Genomic DNA, 20360 nt, shown 5'->3' with positions numbered 1-20360 from the left:
AAATTGGAAAATGTGCCTCGAATGTTACAACTTCGAGCTGCTTATCTCAATGGTCAACTTACTAACTGATATTTTTGCAAAGGTGAGATGCTCCCTTGCAGAACGTCCTGAGGAGGTGATACGCAAAAAAGATGTCAGGCTAAGTTTTATTGAGTTTATAGGGCTTGAAAATATCTTAAAAGCTATCCTGTAACGGGAGCATGAACTATTTTAATTACAAGCAATTAGACGATATTTAGAGCAGAAAGTATATCTATATATAGATATCTATCTAGATCATCAGCAAACAATATAATAAATTAATTATTGTAATTGAGGATGTGCTAGTTTTAAAATAAAACTTAGCACAGCAAGCCAATTAAAAAAATCTGCTATCAAGTGCTTTAATATCATACAAAAATTACATGGAACAAGTAATTACTGCAATTGCAGATGCTTTATTTATAACCAGTAATTTAGGAGAAATAAAAAAAGTAAATCGTGCTGCTCAAAAATTATTTGGTTTCAGTGAAGAAGAATTAATTAATCAACCAATGTCACTGATAATTGATGATAATCAAGTATTAGCACAAGCCATTTATCGACATTCTTATTTTAAACAAAATTCCCAGAATTTCGAGGTAGTTTGTCGAACTAAAACTAGAGAAAAACGGTTGATTGCTTTTTCTTGTTCAGTAATTCCGAAAAAAATAAAAGGATTAGAAGATATTGTCTACATTGGTCGGGATGTTACTGCTCGGCAGCACCGGGAACAGCGTACAAGTACCCAATATGCTATCACTCGGATATTATCAGAATCCCAGAGTGTAAAGCAGGGAATTCCGCAAATTTTGCAGTCAATTGGTCAAAATTTGGGATGGGATTTAGGCGAACTTTGGACAGCAAGTCAATATATTGGCACTTCGGTACAGGGAGACAGCATTAATGCAGTATTAAGGTGTGTGGAAATTTTGTCAAGTCGAGTAATTTCTGTGCGAGAGTTTAAAGCAATCACCTGGCAAACTACCTATACACCCGGTGTTGGCTTACCTGGTCGAATTTGGATCAGACGTTTGCCCTTGTGGATTCAAGATATCACAGAAGATGGAGACAAAAGGCGATCGCAACCTGCTGCTGAGGCTGGATTACACGCAGCTTTTGGCTTCCCCATCTTAGACGATAGTGAAATCTTAGGAGTGATGGTTTTCTTTAGCCGGGACGTACAACCAAAAGATAAAGACCTATTGCAATTGGCGGGTTCGATTGGTAGTCAAATCGCCCAGTTTATCAAACGCAAACAAGCAGAAGATGCACTTGTAGAAAGTGAAGAACGATATCGAGATTTATTTGAAAATGCTAATGACCTGATTCAATCGGTCAATGCCTCTGGTCGTTTTTTGTATGTGAATCGTGCATGGCGAGAAACTTTGGGATATAGCGAAGCTGAAATTGCGAATATGACTGTTTTCGATATTATACATCCAGAGTGTAAACAACAGTGTTTGCAAAGGTTTTATCGCCTGCTGTCAGGAGAAAAGTTCGATCAAGTAAAATGTGCATTCGTTACTAAAGACGGTCAAAGAATCTTTCTAGAAGGTAATATTAACTGTAAATTTGTCGAAGGTCATCCAGTTGCGGTTCGCGGCATTTTTCGCAATGTCACCCAGCGACTAGCAGCAGAAGAAGCGCTGCGCCATCAGCAGGAAGAAACAGAACGTTTATTGCTGAATATTTTGCCAGCCGCAATCTCCAAACCCTTGAAAGAAGAACCAGCTAACATTGCCGAAGACTTTGCTGATGTCACAGTTTTATTTGCAGATATTGTCGGCTTTACCGAAATTGCTGCTTCTATGAGTGCAGTTCAAGTGGTAAACTTACTAAACCAAATTTTCTCAGCTTTCGATCGCCTCACCCAGCAATATAGTTTAGAGAGAATTAAAACTATTAACGATGCTTATATGGTAGTTGCTGGTTTACCCACACGCCGCCTGGATCATGCTCAAGCGATCGCCCAAATGGCACTGCACATGCAAACTGCGATCGCTCTATTTAATACTGAGAATAACCAAAACTTCAATATCCGTATCGGCATCCATAGCGGTTCCGTAATGGCGGGAGTAATTGACCTCAACAACTTTACTTATGATCTCTGGGGAGACACGGTAAATATCGCTAGCTGCATGGAATCCCAAGGTCTTGTAGGTAAAATACAGGTTACAGAAGATACTTATAAGTGTTTGTGTGATGAATTTTTATTTGAAAAGCGGGGTGAAATTGAAGTTAAAAGCAAAGGGGAAATGACAACTTATTTGTTGATTGGGCAAAAGTGAGAAAAGGGGAAGCGATCTGACCTCACTTCCATTCCTCTCTCCTTTTAGGAGCTACGGTGTACACACAAGTCGTATCACCCCCCTTAATCCCCCCGATATATTGGGGGGAAATGAGATATTCCGGTTCCCTGCCCTTAACAAGGGGAGGGTTAGGGTGGGGTAAAACCTGTCTTCTTCAGCTATTTTCAGACTTATGTGTACACCGTAGCCTTTTAGGAGAGAGGCTTTGAATCTTACTCCCCTTCCCTTATGGGGAAGGGGTTGGGGGTTAGGTCTCTATTGGACTCAACACAGAAGCGCTATATTAAAATTCCCTACTCCCTAATGAGTATTCGGAATTAGCCGACCACAGGGATAAGTCGCTGTTTGCTGTGAAGCATTTTCAGCCACTGCTGCTGGAACCTGATCTGATGGTCGGGTTTTGGCTGCCAGATAGTCTTTTTGCAGTTTATCCAAAATGGCTTCTCGCCTGTCGTACACACGCTTCAGGGGACGAGGCTGGCACTTGTTCAAGACGTATGCTGTTACCAGTGGTAGAGCGATCGTGCTATCGGTATAACAAACAATTGCGTTAGGTAACTCTTCCGGGTCAATCTTACCCCAGCTGACGGCTTCCGATGGGGTTGCTCCAGACAAACCGCCTGTATCTGGACGCGCATCGGTAAACTGCACAAAGTAATCGTGTCCTCGTTCTTCTAGTCCTAATACTTCGTGAAGTTGCGGTTGAGTTTGTAACAAAAAGTTTTTCGGACTACCGCCACCGAGAATTACAGCCGCACTTTTACCTCCTGATTCACGGGCATTATATGCGATCGCAGCCGTCTCATTTACGTCAATTGATGGATCTAACACCAACTGCGAACCTTCCAAAGCTAAAGCTGCCACGTTCATCCCAATTGAGCTATCTCCTGGAGAAGACGTATATATAGGCACGCCATACTCATAAGCTGTGGCAAGCAAGCAGGAATGCTGCACACCCAGTTGCTTTTCTACTTCCCGAACATACTTACCCAGTAAATAGTGAAACTCAGCCGTTCCCATCCGCTTCTGAAACGCTTCTCCTTGGAGAATCTTGCGGATGAACGCATCAGTTTCCAGCAGCACATCGTAACCAAAGATAATGTCATAAATGCGAATAGTGCCTTCCTGGCGCAGTTTCACATCATCCAAAAACGGATTACCAGCAAAGAGATCAAAACCCAAACCGTAGTGCATATCATGGTAAAGATTTGCACCAGTACTAATCATCCAGTCAATGAAGCCATTGCGAATTAAGGGTGCAAGTGCTGAAACCCCGAATCCGGCTGGTGTCATCGCACCGGAAAGGCTAACTCCCACTGTGACACCTTCCGTTAGCACATCACGACTCAGTAGTTGGCAGATTTCCCGCAACCGGGCTGAGTTGTAAGCGGTGAAGTATTGATCAATCAAATCCACCACATTGATATCATTTGATATAGGTGTCGGTGCAATTTTTTGACCCAGCTGTTTAGACATTTTGGCACTCCCGAACAGTAAACACGCCGAATCTAATGTTATCTAGGTTTCAACCAAAGTGATAGTAATTTGACTAGCCCATTTCGCCAAAAAAGAGTACGACGGCTGAGATTAAATCGTGTCACCTACCTCAACGCCCATAATTAAGGCAATTTTACTGAAAAGAGGTTCCGAAAATATTAAATTTAATGGAAGATTTAATAGAGCGAGATAAGTGTACGCTACCTAGATGGGAATGCGTCAACAGAGGACTCAACCAATGGGATATGTAATTGCTACTGCAAATATGAAAGGTGGCGTTGGTAAAACCACCCTCACCGTCAACTTAGCTACCTGTTTAGTTAAAAATCATGGCAAGCGGGTGCTTGTCCTGGATTTAGACACCCAAATTAGCGCCACACTCAGTTTGATGTCGCCTTTAGATTTTGCCAAGCGTCGTAAACAAAATAAGACATTTAGGTATCTGATAGACGAAGTTATCAATCCAGACCCACAAGCAAAACTGACAATTCAGGATATCATTCAATCCCAGGTTTGTAATCTTCCTGGACTGGATTTATTACCAGGAGATATCGACTTGTATGATGAATTTCTGGTGTCAGAAATGCTGCATCAACAAGCAACTGCTTTGGGTGAACAGGACTTTGAAATGGTTTGGAATCGTTTTGAAAGAGTCCTGATTAATAACATCTTAAAACCAGTCCGTCAAGAATATGATTTTATCCTTCTCGATTGTGCACCAGGCTATAATCTATTGACTCGTAGCGCTTTAGCCGCCAGCGATTTCTACATACTTCCTGCTAAACCAGAACCCTTATCTGTAGTGGGCATTCAACTGCTGGAAAGACGCATTGCCCAATTAAAAGACAGTCACGGGCATGAAACCAAGATAGATATAAAAATGCTGGGAATTGTATTTAGCATGTCCAGCGCTAACCTTCTCACTGGCAGATACTATAAACAAGTGATGCACCGCGTTGTTGAAGATTTCGGTGTAGAAAAAATTTGTAAGGTACAAATACCAGTTGATGTCAATGTTGCTAAGGCTGTTGATAGTTTTATGCCAGCTGTTTTAATTGCTCCTCAATCAGCTGGTTCAAAAGCGTTTTTTCAGTTAACTCAGGAGTTGTTGCAAAAGCTATAGCAAAACTAAACCATTTGGAAATATAGCAATCCTAAATCATTCGTGAAAAACAATATCCGCAAGTTTTCTAAAAAGTTGCGGATCGGAACTTGGCGATTTTTACAAATAAAATAGGATTGCTATAACACGATTTCCGACTTGTTAAATAAATCGGAAATCTGAACCTTTTGATTTTCCCAAATCAATTAGAGTTGCTATTTATTGTCTGCCCAAATAAAAGGTGCTAAGTGGTAATAAGTAAGTTATCCTTTTCATAAGTTCAGCAGTTCTACTGAAGCTATATGCAGGGAGATTTAGCTATTGAGTGAAAAGACCAGTAAATTTCACTAAGAAACAATGGTTACTAACAATTCTGTACATGAAGAGATAAATCAGCACTTGGGAATACGCCTACCACGGACTCTGAGTTATCTCGAAACCTGGGGCTTTGGCTTAACGGGTCATGTGGGATGGATTGGTACTGCCCCCATGATTCATGCAGCGTTAGGGCCTAAAGCAATCTTAGTTTGGTTTTTTGGCACGATCATTTCCTTTTTACTTAACTTGCAGGTACAAAGTCTAGGTAGACATTGGCCAGATGTCGCTGGAGGAACACCAAACTATACTACAAGGTTATTAAAGAACTTTCCTGGCTTAGGTCGTTACGTAGCCTTAGGATACTTTTTTAGCTGGGCAGCAGCACCGGCACTGTATGCGATTATTCTCACAGACCTAATTAAAGTCAGTTTTGAACCATTAGGTATTTCTTGCCCAGAAACTTTATTAAAAGTTGTATTTACAGCGATTCCTTTTATTGTGGCATTCAGTGGCAGCCGTGCTCTAGCGCTCCTGCATTTATTTTTTGTATTACCAGCAATTTTATTACTGCTTTTGTTTTGTACTCAAGGCGTAGTATGGTTAGCCTTCTCACCTGATAGTTTTAAATTTAGCCCAACTAACACAGATAGCCTAAGTTTTGAAGAATGGGCAAAGTGGTTTTTTCTGGCTAGCTATTCAATTTATGCTTGTGAAACCACTTCTTCTTTTGTTGCTGATAGCCGCCACCCATATAAAACTTTAAGGTTCTTAAGCGTAGCTGCTTGGCTAATTCCTCCGGTGTTTTTAGGTGGTTCTTGGGTATTAATGTGTTCGGCTCCAGATCCAACAATAAGTACCAATGCGTTCTTCATTCTGGTAGAGGCTTCTATACCTTTTTGGGGTGAACATGCCCCCTTTCTAGTAACACTTCTGATTACTGTATCCTGCCTTCTAAGTTCTGCTACGGCAGTTTCCAACTCTCCTCGGATATTATATCAACTTGCCTTAGACAAACAGCTTTCTCCCATATTTGCATTAGTTTCCCGTCAAGGTGTCCTTGCGCCTGCTATCTTAGTTACCTTTATAATCAGTTTGCTTTGTCTAAATTTAGGAAATGTATTTCAACTTGTCACAGTAGCAGGCACTTGTTATCTCATGTCCATTATGGGATTACATCTGGGATTATGGCTGTGTCGGGACAAACCGCAGGTGTTATGGCCTTGGTGGTCACTTGGTTTTTTCTTTGTAGAAGCAGTAGTCCTAATAGTCGGAGGTTTAGCTTGGAGTCGGAGAGATTTCTTAGTGGGATTATTATTACCCATTGTTCTGATCATCGGAGATGTAGGGCTACGTCGCTTAAAATTTGCGCCATTACACCCGGAATGGTGGACACAGCGTTACGACATTAGGTCTAGTAGAAACAACTCAGACTTTGTGGTACTACAGGTGATTGTCTTAGTATCATTAATTTGTATTACTGCCACAAGCAGTTGGGTTATCCGCGCTTTATTAGATAGACTTCCTAATAATCCTCAAAACTCTTTATTAGCTATTCTGCTAGTGACGCTTTCTTTTATGGGGGTAGCGATCGCTTGCTGGACAACTCTACCACAAATTGTTGCTATTGATGAGGCACGCAAACAAGCAAGAAACCTATTTATCACTACTCTCGACACCGTTCCAGATACTGTTTTAGTCTTAGATGAAAACGGTACAATTTGTCAGACAAATGCCGCTGCTGAAAAATTATTTCAAACAAATGTTCAGCAGTTGCTTGGGCAAAGCTTGAATCAACTTTTAATATCCTATCGCGGTAAACCGGAGCAATGGTCTATTAGGAGTGAGCAAACCTTAAAAATAAATGAAAATCTCCGAATTGTTGAATCGACTATTTCACAGCCATTTAGTTCCCAGTTAAGAGAGTATATTGTTATTGTCCGTGACATTACTAAGCGGAAGTTAATCGAGGAAGAATTAGTCCAGTATCGTTATCACCTTGAACAGATGGTTATAGAACGCACTATTGAACTTATTAAAGTGAATAAACAGCTTGAAAAAGACATTATCAAGCGTCAGCAAGTACAAGAGCAATTACTGTATAATAGTCTTCATGACGGGCTAACCGGATTACCTAATCAACGATTATTTATAGAGCGAGTGCAGCAGGCAATAGAACGTACTAAACAGCAAAAAAATTATTTCTTTGCCGTACTATTCTTAGATATAGACCGCTTTAAAGTTGTTAATGACAGCCTTGGACATCTACAGGGAAATCAACTTTTGATTGCAATTTCTGATCGGCTAAAATCAGTTCTGCGAGTTGGAGACATAATTGCCCGTTTTGGCGGAGATGAGTTCACAATCTTAATTGAGGAAATTGAAAATATCAGCACTGCCGTACAGGTAGCCGAGCGAATTAAAAAGGTGCTAACTTCACCATTTAAATTAAATGAGCATAGGGTGTTTACTAATGCTAGTATTGGCATCGCTTTAAGTAAAGCAGATTATGAGCAAGCAGCGCAGATTCTACGCGATGCCGATGTGGCAATGTACTGTGCCAAATCACTTGGTAAGGCACGCTATGAAGTGTTTGACCCAAAAATGCACGAGAGTGCATCTTTGCTCTTGGAGTTAGAAACTGCTCTGCGAAGTGCGTTGCTCAAGCAAAAAGAATTTAGCCTTAATTACCAGCCAATTATTTCACTGACAACTGGCAAAATTATTGGATTTGAGGCACTGATACGTTGGCATCATCCAGAACGAGGACTTATTTCCCCTGAAGATTTTATTCCCCTGGCCGAAGAAACTGGAATGATTATTAGTATCGGGCAATGGGTGCTTTATGAAGCGTGCCACCAAATGCACATATGGCATAAACAATTTCCTACCTCACTACCCCTGACAATTAGTGTAAATTTTTCTGGGAAACAAATCACGCAACCCGATGTATTTAAAGAAGTTAAACATATTTTGCAGGAAACTGGACTAAAGCCATCCAGTTTGAAATTGGAGATTACTGAAACCTTGTTGATGGATAATTTTGAATTAGCTACCATTGTGCTTTCCCAGTTAACAGCGCTGAATGTCGAGTTGCACATGGATGATTTTGGTACTGGCTTTTCATCCTTGAGTTATCTGCACCGCCTACCAATCAAAACCCTTAAGATTGACCGTTCTTTCGTCACTAATATAGGTAGTCGAGGAGAAAATTTAGAAATTGTTCGAGCTATTGTGACATTAGCTCATAATTTAAATATGTCTGTAACAGCAGAAGGGATAGAAACTGTAGAGCAATTAGCACAGTTAAAGGCTTTACAATGTGATTATGGGCAAGGATATTTTTTCTTACCACCTATAGAATGTGCAGAAGTAGAAATATTACTTGCTGCTAACTTGTGCTACAAAGACTTTTTAAAGACCTGAAAATCTTGGGATCAAATTCTGTTTAAAGGATGTTTGAAAAGTATTGTTGTTAATCACCTCCCAAACCTAACCCCCCTAGCAAGCCTTCCCTATGTTAGCGTTGGCAAACGCAAGAGCATTTCTAAGAGTTGCGTGCGGGAATGGGGGTTTCAAAGCCTCTCAGGAGTGGGGAAGAGGAATAAAAGCGGGGTTTCTAGTATACTTTGCCACTTTTCAAACATCCTCTTAGAAAAATACCTCGTAAAATTAGACGATTAATTTCACTTGATAATCTATATTAGTGTAGTGCTGGTTGTAGCTGGAAATGTTCTGCATTATTAATTAACCCTTCTTCTAATAAAAGTTCATTAATAAAAGTATCGATTTTATCCCGATCAATATTCTGCATGACTATCATGTGTGCCCAATTTTCAAAAACTGCTAGCTGCCACTTTTTAATTAACTTTTGAGAAGGTTTTTGAAACACTACAGTATTGGAAAACTTATTTAACATGCATGGATATTCTCTGATTTGAAGTTGTTGGAAAAGATATTGGGCATTATGAATACAGGTCTTTGCTTCTCTAGCTAATCCATCATAACCTCTTGTTTGCACTGCATACCAGAGAATCAGGGGAGTATGGCCGTTTCTAGAACCCAGAATTGTTGTATCTGTTGAACCAATATATTCAATTATTGTTTCAACTTTTTCTACCCATTTCTTCTTAGTTAAGACTACACCACAAGGTAATGGAGAACCAATGAATTTAGCAGAAATAGCTATACTATCTATGGGTTTTTGAAAGTTAACTTGCGGAGCGCCATCTAAAAACGGTAATATTAATCCTGAGAGTGCAGCATCACAATGAATGTAATAATCTTTAATCTGATTGCGCTCTAAAATTTCTAGAACTTTGTCTAAGTTATCAATCGCACCCTTGACAGTAGTCCCAATATTTAAATTTATGATCGCTGGATAACTACGATTCTCGCTAATTAGTTGCTCAAAATGTTTATAATTCATCTCTCCATTAATTTGTGAATTAACAACATTATGTTGGATGCGGAATAATTTGGCTGCTTTGGGTATGGAGTAATGAGAGTCTTGTGATGAGTAAAGAATCCCATTAGGGTAAATTTCTCTTGCTAAGAACATTCCATATAAATTACCTTCAGTTCCGCCAGCAGTAACATAACCCCAAAACTGACTTTCTGGAATCTTATAGAGTTCAGCAAAAAAAGATAATACTTCTTGTTCAAACTTCCGAGAATGGAGACCAAAATCTGGCTCGACATATGGATCTCCAGCATTATTTAACAGGAAATTGAAAAATTTTGCGATCGCACTGTAATCACAACTTAAATTATATGGATAGCCTGCATGAAACTGCGATCGCTGTTCTATTTGCAACAAAAAATCTGCCAACTCTGTAGCAATTCTATCTGACATATCTCTGTATCTCCTAAACTTTGAGTTAATTCATGTTTGAGTGGAAGTTCTAGCCGTTAATATAATGTCTTTATAATTTCTCAACATCAGTATTAATTAAGTTTTTTCACAAAAAATAAATTAAGTGGTAACACGTACACAATATTCAGTGAAAATACTCATACTATTTGTCTATTTGTGTTCTATCATTCAAAGGCACGATTACTAAGCTAAATCTCAGATTTAGCCATAATGTCAATCTCAATCAAACTCTTAAAGGGTTAGTTTGACATTTGAATATGGACAAAATATTGCAACAAAATTACTTTTTGAGATTGCAAATTAGCGAATCTTCTGCTGATAAGCAAGCAAACCACATCTAGTTTGCATATCTAAAATGTCAAGTACTATTGTTTGTGGGGTGGGCAGCGTTCGACTGACTTGTACTGAGCGTTGTTGCGTTGCACTGAGCGGCTGGTGAGCGCAGTCGAACCATGCCGAGGTGTCGAAGTAGCGCTCACGCCGAAGTCTTGACTACCCTAATTATGCAAGTTAAATGTGTAACAGCTTACTCACCGAATTTACGATGTTTAAATTTTGGATAATGGAATTGTTGGCGGAGCCTCTCGTAGAGAAGATTCTTGCATTCCATTATTTAATGCATGTTTTCAGCCCCGGAATTAGAATGCGAGAATAAATCTAAAATCATATGAGATGGTAGTGGATTTACGCGCCCGCTGTACTAGAAATCGTGGCTATACACACGAAGTCCGCATATCGCGCTAGCAAGCGCACCACGCGGACTTCATGAGCTAAAAGTGCATTTAGATTTTTGCTTTTAGAACTCTCCGGCTAAAGCTGCAACACACCGTTCACAAATTAGGGGGTGTTCTGCTGATTCTCCCACATGAATAGAGTAGTTCCAGCAGCGATCGCATTTTTGCCCATCTGCTTTTACAACATCAATAGTTGTTATTTTCTCAGTACCTAACAATTTAGCTACTTTTATCTGTTCTTCTGCCTCTTTAAGAGGGGAATCTAGTAGTTCAACTTGAGATACTAAAAACAGATAACGCAACTCATCTACCCCATTACTTTGGTCAATAGAATGGGGGTTAAATGATTGTAACTGTTTACGCTGTTCCAAATCTGAGACATATAACAAAACCTTAGCTTCCAAAGAAGACCCGATTTCTTTCGCTACTCGAAGATTCTCTAAACTTCCATTGACATCAGTACGAATTTTTCGCAGCGCTTCCCAAAATTCGGCTAATTCAGGATTACGCCATTTTTCGTCTACCTGCACCCAACCGGCTTCAAACACCGATTTGTAGGGTGTTTTGTAGGGGAGATATTGCCAGATATCTTCGGCGGTGTGGCATAATACTGGAGCGATCGCTCGTGCTAAATTATCTATTGCTATCTTCAGCACTGTTTGACAACTGCGACGGCGGAAAGCATTGGTTGCACTGATGTACAACCTATCTTTGGCAACATCTAAATAAAAGTTGGATAAATCCACCACGCAGAAATTCTGCACTGTTTGGAAAAAGCGGAAGAATTGGAAACTCTCAAAGGCTTCGGTGACTTCTTCAAACACCTCGGTTATCCGGTGCAGCATATAACGGTCAAGTTCTGGCAATTCCTCGAAGGGGACTGCATCTTTTTCCGGGTCAAAATCATGCAAGCTACCCAACAAAAACCGCGCTGTATTGCGAATTTTGCCTCTGACATCGTTCAGTTGCTTGATGATGTTTTTACCAATGCGGACATCGCCGGAGTAGTCTACCGATGATACCCACAATCTCAATACGTCTACACCGTAAGCCGGTTCTACTTTTTGATTTTTCCCGCCTTCAATGATTGTATTTGGGTCAACCACATTTCCTTCTGACTTACTCATCTTCCGCCCTTGTTCGTCCAAAGCAAAACCGTGAGTTAGCACAGTTTTGTAAGGCGCAATGTCATTCACTGCTACACTGGTGAGCAAGCTTGACTGGAACCAGCCACGATGTTGGTCGGAACCTTCCAAATACATATCAGCGGGGTAGCGTAAATCTGGACGCTGGTTGACGACAGCTGCCCAAGATGAGCCAGAATCAAACCATACATCCATTGTGTCTGTACCTTTGCGGTAAAACTTGCCATTTTGGCGATAGGATTCTGGTAATAACTCCTCAACCGATAACTCCCACCAAGCATCAGAACCTTTTTCTGCGATGATTCCTTGGACGTGGTTGATAATTTCTTCATTCAGCAGTACTTCCCCAGTTTCTTCCTCGTAAAAAACGGGAATTGGTACACCCCAACTCCGCTGACGAGAGATACACCAATCGGGACGTTCCGCCACCATTGGCGTGATCCGATTTTCACCTTGGGCTGGAATCCATTTTACCGTTGCGATCGCTTTTAGCGCTTCTTCTCTAAATCCCTCCACGGAAGCAAACCATTGTTCAGTCGCACGGAAAATCGTCGGCTTCTTCGTCCGCCAATCATAGGGATACTTGTGAGGGTATGGTTCTTCCTTCAACAAGGAACCAGCCACTGTTAAGGCATCAATTACCGCCTGATTACCATCACCCAGCACATTCAACCCCGCAAATTGTCCCGCTTCTTCGGTAAAATTGCCATTGTCATCCACTGGTGCAAGGATAGGCAAACCGTAGCGCTGACCAACAATGTAGTCTTCTTGACCATGACCGGGAGCAGTATGTACCAACCCAGTACCCGATTCAGTAGTAATATAATCACCGCCCACAACAATCGGACTTTCTCGGTCAAATAGAGGATGACGGTAAGTAGTATGTTCTAAATCACTCCCTTTAAACGTGGCTTTTGGAGTTAACTCAACTCCCAATGTCGAAGATAAACGTTCCACTAAATCAGCAGCAACGATGAGGTATTTGAAATTACTTTGCACCTCTGCCTCTGGGTGGGAAACTTCCACGACTGCATAGTTCAAATCTGCATTTACCGCTACAGCCAAATTCGCCGGAATTGTCCAAGGTGTAGTCGTCCAAATAGCTACACCCAAATCTGACAGATATTCAGCCAACAGTGGTTTTACAGCTGACGCCAAACTTGTAACTGGAAAAGCTGCATAGATACTGCGGGAAATGTGACCTTCTGGATATTCCAACTCAGCTTCAGCCAGAGCGGTTTGAGAACTCGGACTCCAGTGAACCGGCTTCAAACCGCGATAGATGTAGCCTTTTAAGAACATCTGACCAAACACACCAATTTGAGCCGCTTCATATTCCGGCTTCATAGTTAGATAAGGGTTATCCCAATCACCCCAAATACCGTAGCGTTTAAAATTTTTACACTGGTTATCTATGGTAGTTAGGGCAAATTCTTTCGCTTTTAAGCGCAGTTGTAAAGGCGTCAAATTTTGCCGTTCTGCTGACTTCATGTTCTGCAAAACTTTCAACTCAATTGGCAAGCCGTGACAATCCCAACCAGGAACGTAGCGAACTTTACGCCCTTTTAGCAGTTGGTAGCGATTAATAATATCTTTGAGAATTTTATTTAAGGCATGACCAATATGGAGTGAGCCATTAGCGTAGGGAGGCCCATCGTGCAGTATAAATAATTCGCCAGGGTTATTTTTGGAGAGGCGATCGTAAATTTTATTTTCTTCCCAAAATTTTTGGATTTCAGGCTCACGCTTGATGGCGTTCGCCCGCATCTCAAAGTTAGTCTTGGGTAGGTTTACAGTATCTTTGTAACTTCCTGGTTCGGTCACAGTCTCATGCCTAGAATTAGGTGTGCAGGTTTTATCAATTATAGAAGATGGCATGAAAACCAAAATTTGCTATTTTGTCACCTTTTTCGATAAACCTCTCCCTGCCTTGAACAAAAGTTCAAGTCTGTCCGTCTCAGAGTCGGAGAGGGACGGTTTTGCTTAGTAAAACCTCTTAGAGGTCTTTTTTTTACAGCTAATTGAGATGGAAACCATATCGACTCGTCGAACTCACCTTTACAGAGCTAGACGGGCAAGCCTGGGTATGACTGAGAGAAAGAGACTTTGAATCACTTCGATTTTCCGCTTCGCCTCATTGGATTGGCTCTCAAGCAGAGAACTAATCAGCAATTTTGCGGAGGTTGAGAGTTAATCAACAGAAAGTAGTATACTTTTCTGGGTTATCGTATTGCCTATCCAAAGGTTTCGTTTAAAAACAAATAATTTTGGGGTTGCTCTAATGCTAAGTCCTGTAGTAACAGTCAGTATCTTTCAAAAACAATCCGACCCTAAAGTGTTTTCAGCAGGCCAAGTCATCTTTGAAGAAGGACAGTCTGGAGATGAAATGTACGGCATTCTGGAAGGAGAGGTGAATATATTAGTCAATGGCAAAGTTGTAGAAACCATTGATACAGGCGAAGTTTTTGGTATCGCGGTACTTATGGGAATCCAAAATAGAACTTACACAGCTATTGCCAAGGTGGATTGTAAACTGGGTTTCCTTGATGAGAAAGGGTTTCTGTTTGCCGTTCAGGAAACACCTGTGTTTGCCTTAAAGGTGATGAAAAGTTACTCAGAACGTCTGAGTCGCTTGCAGCATCTGCTGTGAAGGAGGCAGGGGGAAAAAGGGTTTGAGTCTTGTTTACTTTTATTCACATATTTTGATTTTATTGTGCCAGCTTAGCTTACTTATTGCCTAAGAAAGATAAAGTGAAAGGTGCAGGATTTACCGAAGGTAGTAATGGCACGTAAACGATTGATTATCGAAATGGGAATGGGAATAGATCAGCATGGACAAGAACCGACAGTAGCAGCATCTAGGGCAGTACGGAATGCGATCGCTCACAATGCTTTACCTGGTGTTTGGGAGGTTGCAGGTTTAAGTCACCCCAATGAAATGATTATAGAAGTTCAGGTAGCAGTACCATATCCAGAACAAGTTAGGGAAGAAGAGGTATTAGCTGTCCTACCATTTGGTCGGAAAAGTCTTACCGTAGAATCTGGGGGGATGATAGTTAAAGGGCGGGCGATTCCCGAACTCAACGATAAAAATGACGAAATGTTGATTGCGATCGCTGCTGTTACAGTTTTGATCGAAAATGAGTAGCTGAGGTCAATCCCTCGCTTTCTTTACGAGGGTTGAAGTGCAGAATCTGGGTTCTAAGATTGCAGGTATTTTAGCAAGGTTTCGGCGTAAGGTTTGGGATCGCGCACATACATTAGGGGACCGCCGTGTAGAATCTTGGTGGTAGAATGCGGAACAAGTCTGGCAGTGTCCTCAATAAAAGGCGCGAACATGGTGTCTTCCATTGCCCACATTAGTAAAGTCGGAACCGAGATCAGTGGTAAACGGCTTGCTTCATCGTACCTCAAGACTGCTTCCATCGCCTCATAGGTGCGTTCTTGCCGAGACATTACTTCTTGGAAATAGATTTCAAAGCATTCAGGGGGTTCACCAACATATAGTGATTTTATTCGTTGCCAATTGGCGCTGTAGTGGCTGCCATCCTCTTTTACCTGTGGTGGTCCATAAAGTATTGGTGATTGGCGTAAATTTTGACGTGCTGCTTCGTCTTTCCAACGAGGCAGTCCAAAAAGTACTAGCTTTTTAATTCTACTTGGACAAATAATTGCCGCTTCGCAAGCAATTGCAGCTCCGACGCCATTGCCCACCAGATAAAAATCTTCAACTTTAAGTGTGTCCAGTACCTCAAATAAATCTGTAGCATACTGCGAAATAGTCCACTGAGTGGGTGGATTTTCTGACTCGCCTTGACCGGGAGTATCCAGCACAATTACCCGAAAATCACGAGCCAATAGCGGCATAACTCTGAGCAAACTACGAGAAGAAAAATAAGTTTTGTGGGTGAGTACCAGTACCGAACCATTGCCTGCTGTCCGGTAATGCACTTGACCCCACGACTGATCCACAAAACCTCTTTTAATTTTAATTGCCTGTTGTTGAATCATCTTCTATTGTGTACACAGCCACCCTAAAATAATTATCCGGTGCAACAGACGTATTTTTGGATTTTGTGTAGAAATATTTGACTGTAGGGTGCGATCGCAGGCGTTATGCTCACAAGTGCTGTCAAGCCTGCCAATCGCTTGTAGTAAAGGTTTGGGGCAGCTGCAATATAGTATTATGAATTAGTATAAGTGGGTGTGCCTGAGTTTTGCCTCTACACACAATGCAGAATCTTGGAAGCAGGGAGCAGAATAGAGCGTGATTAAACCAGAGGTAGTATCTTACGGATCTTGGCGATCGCCCATCACAACAGACTTAATTACCGCACGGACAATTGGGTTGGGACAAATTGCTCTCGATGGCGAAGATATTTACTGGAGCGAGCTGCGACCATCAGAGCAAGGGAGAAATGTCGTAGTCCGCCGGGGTGCAAATGGTGAAATTTCTGATATCACACCTACTCCCTTCAACGTGCGTACCCGTGTGCATGAATATGGTGGCAGTTCTTTTCTTGTGGTAGATGGCACTGTTTACTTTTCTAACTTTATTGACCAACGCCTATATCGTCAGGATACTGATACACAGCCGCAAGCCATTACCCCGTCAGCAGCCACACGCTATGCAGATGGTATTTTTAACCGCCAACACAACCGAATTATTTGCGTGTACGAAGATCACACTGATACTGCAAATGAGGCGATCAATACTCTAGTCGGCGTGGAACTAGACGGAGATCACAAAATCCAACAATTAGTATCTGGAAATGACTTTTATGCTTCGCCTCGCCTTAGTCCCGATGGTTTACGATTAGCTTGGCTGACTTGGAACCATCCTAATATGCCTTGGGATAGCACTGAACTATGGGTTGGGGAATTAAAAGTAGATGGTAGTTTAGGAAATGTTCAAAAAATTGCTGGTGATTTAGATGAATCTATCTTTCAGCCAGAGTGGTCGCCGGATGGCAAATTGTACTTTGTTTCTGACCGTACAGGTTGGTGGAATATATATCGTTGGCAAGATGAAAATGTAGAAGCGCTAACTCAAATCAAAGCGGAGTTTGGTCAGCCGCAATGGAATTTTGGGATGTCCACTTATGCTTTTGAATCTGCTAACCGGATTATTTGTACTTATACCCAGCAAGGTATTTGGTATTTAGCTAGCCTTGACACAGTAACAGGTCAACTAGAACCAATAAATACGCCCTACACAGCTATTAGTTCTCTCCATGCCACCTCTAACCAGGTGGTTTTTCGCGGAAGTTCTCCAACTGAGTTGGCAGCTATTATCCGTCTGGATTTGACAACCAAAAAGCTGGAAGTCCTACGGCGTTCCAGCGATGTAACTATTGATGCTGGTTATCTTTCTCTGCCTGAAGCCATTGAGTACGAAACAGCTGATGGTAAAACAGCACACGCCCTTTTCTACTCACCTCAAAACCTTGATTATACTGCTCCTGCGGGCGAAAAACCGCCTTTGATTGTCAACAGCCACGGTGGTCCCACCGCAGCAACTTCTAGTAGCCTCAGTTTTGGCGTTCAGTATTGGACTAGCCGAGGTATAGCGGTTCTGGATGTAAATTATGGTGGTAGTACAGGTTACGGGCGCGAGTATCGGCAACGACTAGATGGACAGTGGGGAATTGTAGATGTAGATGATTGTGTTTTTGGTGCGCGTTACTTGGTGGAACGGGGAGATGTAGACGGCGATCGCCTGGCAATCTCTGGTGGTAGTGCAGGTGGTTACACAACGCTTTGTGCCTTGACTTTCCGAGATACTTTTAAAGCAGGAGCCAGCTATTATGGTATCAGCGACTTGGAAGCTTTAGTCCGGGATACACATAAATTTGAATCACGGTACTTGGATCGTCTGGTTGGCGCTTACCCACAACAGCGTCAGATTTATCAACAGCGATCGCCAATTAACTTTAGTGAGCGTCTAGCCTGTCCAGTGATTTTTTTCCAAGGATTAGAAGATCGAGTGGTTCCGCCCAACCAAACTGAAGCAATGGTTACAGCACTGCGAACTAAAGGTGTACCTGTGGCTTATCTTCCTTTTGAGGCTGAAGAACATGGCTTCCGCAAAGCCGCAAACATCAAACGTTCTTTGTCAGCAGAACTCTACTTTTACTCACGAATTTTCGACTTTGAAATTGCTGAATCAGTCGAACCTGTAGTCATTGAAAACTTTTAGCTCCGTAGCCGTGATCATCAGCGAAAGTGACATCTTGACCGCGCAATAAAGCTGCGAAGTAATGGCTCTCAAAAGTATTGCTATCGTTTGATTGCGGCTACCAAAGTCAGAAAGTCCAGGAAGAAATTTCTTACTTTAGGCGTTCTCCAAGGATTTTTACCATCTGCTGTATGCAGGCGATGTCACTCGACTTGCCGCTGCTTTGTCTACACACTTCGTTACAACCTACTTTCCGCACCCCTAACTGTCACAAAGAGAAATTACGGAGAGAAAAAATTCAAGTGAGAATCAAAACAGACATCATTAGTCAAAAAATAGATTTGAGCAAGCATGAATCAGAAAAAATGGCATCAAAATCTCTTGTCAATAAGGAGCAATAAGAACTAACGCCAGAGATGAGTCTGAGATAAGTAAATGAAGATGTTAAAGGTTAAAATCATAAATTAGAGTAATCAATGGAAGTGACAAACTAAAATTATTGACATAGTAAATTAGAGCCATGAATTAAATAAATTAGCTCTGATACCAATTCTCTGTGAAGCTGCACATTATTATTGACCCCTCCCAACCTCCCCTTGGCAAGGGGAGGTGCCGTAGGCGGTGGGGTTCTTTCTATGCGTCTTCATAAAAAATTGGTATGAGTTCTGTTGATATTAAATTAATAAACAGAAGAATTAGTTGAATAATTGATAGTAACCTAGACAATCATCTGGGAAAAAATTCAGAATCAAATCTCTTTCTTGAGTCCAATTATAGATGTATTTTTCCTGGTTAAGTGTAACTAAATGAATAGACTGGAAGCATTGAAATATCCATCGTCAAGTGGGGTGGTCAGTCAGTTTACCCAATTGATTTTTAATTGTTGATTTAGACTCTTGAAGGGCGGCTCTTATTTGCCATGCATACAATGAATCAAGATACTAGTACGCCACGGCGTAAATAAAGCAACCATTTAAAATCCCTAAAAAGCCAATTCCATAATACTTTTGACTTTTGACTTTTGACTTTTGACTTTTGACTTCCGCCTTGCGGTACTAGTCTCAATCATCTCCTTATTCCACCCTCACCACGCGATCGCTACCAGGGAAAACTTAATGCTCCAGTCGTGCTTGTGAAAGATGGAAATTATCAGTGTATTCACTGTGGGTAAATGTATTGATTAATTTAAGTACTTCAGCAACATATTGATTTGGTGTTTTGCCAGGAGAATCAGGTGTGTGTAGTCTTTCGTCACTTCATTCAGAGTTCAATCTATCCTCAAGCACAAAAGGCAGCAAAAGTGGTGGAAGCAGCAGCGCAGGGTCAATTTTGGCTGACGCGCGATCTGCTATTTACCTATCAAAAAGCTTTGGTAAACGGCTATCTTGTGGAGTATGCCGATGTTTTAGTTTATTAATGGAGTTCGCTATACTGATTCCTGGAACATGGAGCAGTTCAAGGCGGCCATTACCACTGCAAGTCATTGATTTCTTCGGAAACCGATAAACATTTAGGAGGAACAAAAACATGATTGCTCAAGTGAACCTTGGCGGTAGTTTCACACTCGCAGGTACTTCTGTGACTCTGAAGCGGATAGGCTATGGTGCGATGCAGCTTGCTGGCTCAGGTGTTTGGGGACCGCCGCGCGACATGGATGCTGCCGTTGCCGTTGTGCGCGAAGCGATCGCACTCGGAATCAATCACATCGACACCAGCGACTTCTACGGTCCGCACATCACCAACCAAATCATTCGGCAGGCGCTTCACCCCTACCCCGAAAATCTGACGATTGTCACCAAGGTGGGCGCAGTGCGCGGCGCGGACGCATCGTGGAATCCAGCGCAGAGTCCGACCGAGCTTCGCCAAGCGGTGCACGACAACCTGAGCAACCTGGGCGTTGATGTGCTTCATGTCGTCAACCTGCGCCGGTGGGGGGACGGGCCGAGCGAGGGGTCGATCGCAGAGCAATTCACCGCGCTCGCCGAGATGCAGCAGCAGGGGCTGATCCGACACTTGGGACTTAGCAATGTGACGGCGGCGCAGGTCGAGGAAGCGCGCGCGATCGCGCCGGTGGTCTGTGTGCAGAACCAGTATAGAACCCATTTGGGATCTATAAAGTAGCTAATCTTCGGAGCATAAGTCTGACAAAACAGAGATGAATTTTAGTGGTCGCATTTTCTAAA

Annotated in this window: 13 protein-coding genes and 1 pseudogene; 9 read left to right on the top strand and 5 right to left on the bottom strand. The window is 41.9% G+C overall.

Annotation, left to right across the window (positions count from 1 at the left end; translation table 11 throughout):
• Positions 1-193, top strand: a 193-nt coding sequence (locus V7K49_RS24980; RefSeq protein WP_335208020.1) for a hypothetical protein, incomplete at its 5' end; no start/stop codon positions are given.
• A gap of 211 nt (positions 194-404) precedes the next feature.
• Positions 405-2309 carry an adenylate/guanylate cyclase domain-containing protein gene (locus V7K49_RS24975; protein WP_335208018.1) on the top strand — a complete coding sequence of 635 codons (1905 nt, stop codon included), beginning with the start codon at positions 405-407 and terminating at the stop codon, positions 2307-2309.
• 321 nt (positions 2310-2630) lie between these two features.
• Here V7K49_RS24975 and V7K49_RS24970 read toward each other — a convergent pair whose 3' ends face one another.
• Entirely contained in the window at positions 2631-3806 is a 1176-nt protein-coding gene (locus tag V7K49_RS24970; RefSeq protein WP_334796862.1) for a homospermidine biosynthesis protein, read from the bottom strand.
• Positions 3807-4065: 259 nt separating this feature from the next.
• Between V7K49_RS24970 and V7K49_RS24965 the strand changes: the two genes are divergently transcribed.
• Entirely contained in the window at positions 4066-4950 is an 885-nt protein-coding gene (locus tag V7K49_RS24965) for a ParA family protein (protein ID WP_335208016.1), read from the top strand.
• A 336-nt stretch (positions 4951-5286) separates the two neighbouring features.
• Positions 5287-8670 (top strand): EAL domain-containing protein, encoded by a 3384-nt coding sequence (locus V7K49_RS24960; protein ID WP_335208014.1) that lies wholly within the window; start codon positions 5287-5289, stop codon positions 8668-8670.
• Positions 8671-8947: 277 nt separating this feature from the next.
• On the opposite strand, the gene V7K49_RS24955 is transcribed toward V7K49_RS24960, so the two are convergent.
• Positions 8948-10099, bottom strand: coding sequence for a histidine decarboxylase (locus V7K49_RS24955; protein ID WP_335208013.1), 1152 nt, complete (start codon positions 10097-10099; stop codon positions 8948-8950).
• A gap of 817 nt (positions 10100-10916) precedes the next feature.
• Positions 10917-13823, bottom strand: a complete 2907-nt coding sequence (gene ileS, locus V7K49_RS24950) for an isoleucine--tRNA ligase (protein WP_335208022.1) — start codon at positions 13821-13823, stop codon at positions 10917-10919.
• Positions 13824-14280: 457 nt separating this feature from the next.
• Between ileS and V7K49_RS24945 the strand changes: the two genes are divergently transcribed.
• Both V7K49_RS24945 and V7K49_RS24940 read left to right on the top strand, forming a co-directional pair.
• On the top strand, positions 14281-14649 hold the full coding sequence (locus V7K49_RS24945; protein ID WP_334869475.1) for a Crp/Fnr family transcriptional regulator: 369 nt from the start codon (positions 14281-14283) through the stop codon (positions 14647-14649).
• Between the two features lie 132 nt (positions 14650-14781).
• On the top strand, positions 14782-15147 hold the full coding sequence (locus V7K49_RS24940) for a Lin0512 family protein (RefSeq protein ID WP_335208011.1): 366 nt from the start codon (positions 14782-14784) through the stop codon (positions 15145-15147).
• A gap of 53 nt (positions 15148-15200) precedes the next feature.
• Here the strand turns inward: V7K49_RS24940 and V7K49_RS24935 are convergent, their stop codons facing one another.
• Complete coding sequence (locus V7K49_RS24935; RefSeq protein ID WP_335208009.1) at positions 15201-16010, bottom strand: alpha/beta fold hydrolase; 810 nt, start codon at positions 16008-16010, stop codon at positions 15201-15203.
• Between the two features lie 256 nt (positions 16011-16266).
• Between V7K49_RS24935 and V7K49_RS24930 the strand changes: the two genes are divergently transcribed.
• Positions 16267-18198, top strand: coding sequence for a S9 family peptidase (locus tag V7K49_RS24930; protein WP_335208007.1), 1932 nt, complete (start codon positions 16267-16269; stop codon positions 18196-18198).
• 674 nt (positions 18199-18872) lie between these two features.
• Here the strand turns inward: V7K49_RS24930 and V7K49_RS24925 are convergent.
• Positions 18873-19094 (bottom strand): annotated as a pseudogene (locus V7K49_RS24925) (IS1634 family transposase); the annotation flags it as partial.
• A 317-nt stretch (positions 19095-19411) separates the two neighbouring features.
• Here V7K49_RS24925 and V7K49_RS24920 point away from each other — a divergent pair.
• Entirely contained in the window at positions 19412-19594 is a 183-nt protein-coding gene (locus V7K49_RS24920; protein ID WP_335208005.1) for a hypothetical protein, read from the top strand.
• A gap of 110 nt (positions 19595-19704) precedes the next feature.
• Positions 19705-20298, top strand: coding sequence for an oxidoreductase (locus tag V7K49_RS24915; RefSeq protein WP_335208003.1), 594 nt, complete (start codon positions 19705-19707; stop codon positions 20296-20298).
• The last annotated feature ends 62 nt before the right edge of the window (positions 20299-20360 follow it).

The organism is Nostoc sp. (genome assembly GCF_036919675.1).
Lineage (GTDB): Bacteria > Cyanobacteriota > Cyanobacteriia > Cyanobacteriales > Nostocaceae > Nostoc.
The sequence above is the reverse complement of the archived record's forward strand: the minus strand, read 5'-3'. Positions and strand labels throughout refer to the sequence as shown.